Consider the following 5079-nt stretch of genomic DNA (forward strand, 5'->3'; position numbering starts at 1 on the left):
CCGGCAGTGGGACCAGCGGGAGTACGCGCCGTGAACCGAACCAGCGTCAGGCCATCCTGGCGCAGACAGTTCACACGAGCCGCTACTTCTGATGCGCCTCGGCACAACGGTCGTAGTACTGCCGGTAACCAGATGTCCGCCATCTCATAGCGAACGGATTGATTACGTTGACGATTCAATGGACAGACCAGCATGACTTCCAAGCGTTGCTGAAACGATCCGAAATCGAAGGCAAACCGGTTCTGCTGGACCTGTATTCGCCGGAATGCCCAGGCTGCCGGAGCCACGACCGAAACATCTATTCCGATCCTTCGATCGCGCGCGATATCATGGCGCACACACTTCCGGTCAGGGTACCCACGACCGATCCGGACCGGGCAAGCACCGACATCATCAACAACCATATCTACATCTGGTCACCGACAATCCAGCTTCTCGCACCCGATCAGACGCGATACCACGAATGGAATGGCGCACCGCGTCGGACCCGCCTGTCGGTCGGCTATGAAAGCGTATTTCACGACACCCCAGGACATTTGACAGGGGAATCCTTCAAAGCACAGTTCCTCGTCGCACGCGGCAAAGAAGCCTTGCGTAAGAAGAAGTTCGGCAAAGCCATCCGGCTTTTCGACGAAGCGATCGCTCGCCACCGCAAAGATCGTGTCACTGTCGAGGAAGCTACCCGGTGGCGCAAGGTCGCCCAGAACGGCGGTGTCACCGAGTCCACATGGGATCGCCACCACCAGGTGACAACCTCCCCTCTCGCCGCCGCCGTCGAGCGGTTCGCACAGACTGTCGCCACGTTGCCCGACAGCGTTCTCATGCAGGATTGGATCGGGCGGCCTGGAGCTGGCGACTGGCAATGGTATTCGGATTGCCTGCGGGAGATCGTCCTGCAAACCTACCAAGAACTCTGCACGTTCGCGGTCGCGGCCGAACGCGAACGCACCAAACATGGCCCACAATTCAACGACACGCATCGACTGCTGGGCCAGCATCGTTTCGCCTATCGCGAGTTCCAGTCGCTGTTCGTCGGTGTCCCCGATGCGCTACTGGACAAGACGCCTCTGCGGTCAGAGCGTTCTATCCGTGAAAACCTCGCCCACGTTGTCTTGGCGGAGTGGTGGGCCTATCGACCACAGATCCTGCACGCGCTGGATCGAGGTCGCAAAGGTCTCCCTCCGCAAGTCGTCGCAGCGACCGACACTGTGGCGCTGCATGGTGAGCCGCCCGGCAGCCACGAAAGCCTCCAGGAGTTGTTTGCGCTCTATGAACGTCTTCATCTGCGAAACACCCAGGACTTCTCACAGATAACCGACAACGAACTCGGGATCCGATCCGCGTGGTGGGAACTGGGCCCCGTCGAACTCCGCTTCCGGCTCCAGCGCTACATCTGGCACCTGCGCGATCACGCCGTCTCGATCGACAAGATCCTCGATGCTTCCGGCCATCGGCGTACCGCCAACCATCGCTTCGCATCCCGATTGTTCAGCGGATTGGGAACCGCCGAAGCCGCACTGATCGGCGCCGACGGATTCCTCGCCGACCGTGTCGAACACCTGACGATCACGATCAACGAGCGAGCTGACGAAGCCGCACGCCTGCTCGGCCAAATCTCCGACACCAATCCGACCCAGAGATAGGCGGCTTCGGCCCTAGGTTGCGCACCCAAATACAGGCGACGCATGCCCCCAACCTCGAAGGATGGCAATGTTTCCTGCTCTACAACAGCCCTATACCTACCGCAGGCGCACCGCATCCGAGCCGGACTACCGCCGGTTTCCCGGCTGGCGGAATACGACTGAGCGCGAATGGAACTCGCCGCAGTGGCAGCGGTCGCACTGCGTGAGGGACCTTCGCCAACTCCGCGAGGTCACCGGCGACCTTCTCGGCGGCTCCTTCTTCGCGGATCTGGAGCGCGACCAACGCGAGTACGCGACGATGTCGATGCTGATACCACCCCACATGGTCAATACGATCGCCGCCGACGTTGCGGTCGGTGGACCTGGGAGCCTTACCGATTCTTTTTTCGCAGATCCGGTCCGGCGCTATATGCTGCCGGTCTTCTCGGACCGATGCACCGACTTCCCAAGCCATCCTTGTTCTCAGCGAGACTCGCTGCATGAGCGCGACATGTGGGCGACTGAGGGCTTGACCCACCGATACCCCACCAAGGTCCTGGCCGAACTGGTTTCGACGTGTCCGCAGTACTGCGGGCACTGCACCCGGATGGATCTGGTCGGCAACTCCACCCCGACGATCGACAAGGCCAGGTTCATACTCAAGCCCCAGATGCGGGCGGATGCGATTCTGGCCTACCTGCGCGCGACACCGACCGTGCGTGATGTGGTGGTCTCCGGCGGGGACATCGCCAACATGCCATGGCCGCGGGTCGAGGCGTTCGTGAACGCGATTCTGGCAATTGATTCCATCCGCGACATCCGGTTGGCGAGCAAGGCTCTGGTCGGGCTGCCCCAACATTGGGCAGACGATCAAGTGGTCTTCGGAATCGAGCGGTTGGCCCGTACCGCGAATGCCCGCGGAGTCCAACTGGCACTGCATACTCACGCCAACGTCGCCCAGCAAGTCACCCCGAGTGTCTGCGCGGCGGCAAAACGCCTGCTGGAGGCGGGGTTACGCGACATTCGTAACCAGGCTGTGCTCCTTCGCACGGTCAACGACAGCCCGCAGGCGCTGCTCGACCTGTGCTTCGCCTTGCTCGACGAGGCTGCTGTGATGCCGTATTACGTCTACATGTGCGACATGATCCCTTTCAGCGAGCACTGGCGCACATCGCTGACCCAAGCTCAAAACCTGCAATCGGACATCATGGGTTACCTCCCTGGCTTCGCGACCCCGCGAATCGTCTGCGATGTGCCGTTGGCGGGCAAGCTGTGGGTGCACCAGGTGTACTACTACGACCGGATTCGGGGCATTTCCTACTGGTCCAAGAACTTTCGCACGGAGTCGGAAGCCGCCGATCCGGAGGCGCTGAGCCGTTCGTATGAGTATTTCGACCCCATCCATGCCCTATCGTCGGAAGGACGGCAGTGGTGGGTCGACCACGGCGACGACGGACAGGCAGTCACCGCGGTACCTCACTGCGGCACCAAGGCGTCGTAGTGCTGAGCCCGCACGGAACATCCGTTGGACCGACAAACCAGCTGGTAGCATCGCGGCCCGTGACGCTGCGCCTGTTCGATACCGCCACGCGAAGCTCGCGGGCATTCACCCCCGTGGTCCCTGGACAGGTGAGCGTGTATGTCTGCGGTGCCACCGTGCAGGATCAACCGCACATCGGCCATATTCGCAGCGGGGTCGCGTTCGACGTGCTGCGACGGTGGCTGATGGCACATGACCAGGACGTGCGGTTCGTCCGCAACGTCACCGATATCAACGAAAAGATCCTGGACAAGGCAGCCGCCGCTGGCCGGCCCTGGTGGGAATGGGCGGCCACCTTTGAGCGCGCCTTCGATGACGCCTACGACACCCTCGGGGTGTTGCCTCCCTCGGCGCAGCCCCGCGCGACCGAATACATCACCCAGATCATCGAGCTGATGCAACGGCTCATCGACACCGGTCACGCCTACCCTGCCGACGGCAACGTCTACTTCGCGGTGGCGAGCTTCGCGCGATACGGTCAGCTGTCGGGGCATCGCCTCGAAGATGTCCAGCAAGGCGAGAGCGCTGGTACCGGCAAACGCGATCCGCGGGACTTCACCCTGTGGAAGGCACACAAGCCCGGCGAGCCCGTCTGGGCGTCGCCATTCGGCCCCGGCCGCCCCGGATGGCACATCGAATGCTCGGCGATGGCCACCAGTCTTCTCGGTGCCGAGTTCGACATTCACTGTGGCGGTATGGATCTGGTGTTCCCGCACCACGAGAACGAAGTGGCCCAGTCCCGGGCGGCCGGGGACGGGTTCGCGCAGTACTGGCTCCACAACGGGTGGGTCAGTCTGGGCGGGGAGAAGATGTCGAAGTCGCTGGGCAATGTGCTCTCGGTGCCCAACGTACTCACCAGGGTCCGCGCAGCGGAACTGCGCTACTACCTCGGCAGCGCCCACTATCGGGCACTGCTGGAGTACTCCGAGCAGGCGCTCGACGATGCCGCCGCCGCCTATCGACGGCTGGAGTCGTTTGTGCATCGTGTGGTCGAACGGGCCGGTGAGGTGCCAGTCGGCAAATGGACCGATGAATTTGCCGCGGCTCTCGACAACGATCTCGCTGTGCCCAAGGCGCTAGCCGAGATCCACAATTTGGTAACTGAAGGTAACAAGGCACTGTCCGGCAACGACGTCCCCGCTGCCACCGACATCGCCGGGCAGGTGCGTGCCATGCTCGGCGTCCTCGGGCTGGACCCCCTGGACCCGCACTGGAACCAGCACACTGACACCGCTGAGACTGTCCACCATGCGCTTGACGTCTTGGTGACCGGACAACTCGAACAACGTGCCGCTGCACGTGCTGCTGATGACTGGACCACGGCCGACAGGGTGCGAGATCGCTTGGCTGCCGCTGGTGTCGAGGTGACCGATACGGTTGGCGGCCCGCAGTGGGCGCTCCGTCAGCAATAGTCCAAATCGCTCGGATGGTTCCGATCGCCGAGCTGTGCACCAAGACGAACAGGACTGCGCTCGGCGGGCGAACTCTCCGACTTCATCGGTGTGGGTTGGGACCGAATCCACGATGAGGTCAAACTGCGGACAGTCACATCGACGCCGGAACCTTACGATGCTGTATCGCGTCCAACCTGGGCATGGGACGAGTCGTGTAGCGGCTCGTCCGGACCGCCGAGGGCGGTGAACTCGCGGCCGATGACTTCACCGGCCGGCATAGCGCAATCGCGGCCGATAGGACCAGCGGCGCAGCATGAGTGCTGCCACGGCGTCACGCAGTGCGCGTCATCGCCCACGGTCAGCAGCACCCACAACGGCACCCGCCCGTCAGGAAGAACCACGTAGTCGTCGCCGGTGAGCAGGCCGTCGACTTCGACACTCTCCAGATGCTGTCTCGTATAAACAAAAACCAGCCCACCAGACCCGAAATAAAATGGGTTTTTGGGGGTGTGGGTTGTAGTGT

The 5079-nt window shown here is 62.4% G+C and carries 4 protein-coding genes; 3 read left to right on the forward strand and 1 reads right to left on the reverse strand.

Annotated features, from left to right (window positions below):
- The first annotated feature begins 167 nt into the window (after positions 1-167).
- From ACFWPJ_RS24195 to cysS, 3 genes are all read left to right on the forward strand, one after another.
- A complete protein-coding gene (locus tag ACFWPJ_RS24195) occupies positions 168-1643 on the forward strand; it encodes a DinB family protein (RefSeq protein WP_378854676.1) in 1476 nt (491 codons plus the stop codon).
- Between the two features lie 61 nt (positions 1644-1704).
- A complete protein-coding gene (locus tag ACFWPJ_RS24200; RefSeq protein WP_378854677.1) occupies positions 1705-3123 on the forward strand; it encodes a KamA family radical SAM protein in 1419 nt (472 codons plus the stop codon).
- A gap of 59 nt (positions 3124-3182) precedes the next feature.
- Complete coding sequence (gene cysS, locus ACFWPJ_RS24205; RefSeq protein ID WP_378854678.1) at positions 3183-4574, forward strand: cysteine--tRNA ligase; 1392 nt, start codon at positions 3183-3185, stop codon at positions 4572-4574.
- Between the two features lie 152 nt (positions 4575-4726).
- On the opposite strand, the gene ACFWPJ_RS24210 is transcribed toward cysS, so the two are convergent.
- The coding region (locus tag ACFWPJ_RS24210) for a hypothetical protein (protein WP_378854679.1) at positions 4727-5079 on the reverse strand (353 nt) is incomplete at its 5' end.

This window comes from Nocardia sp. NPDC058497 (assembly GCF_042720195.1).
GTDB lineage: Bacteria > Actinomycetota > Actinomycetes > Mycobacteriales > Mycobacteriaceae > Nocardia.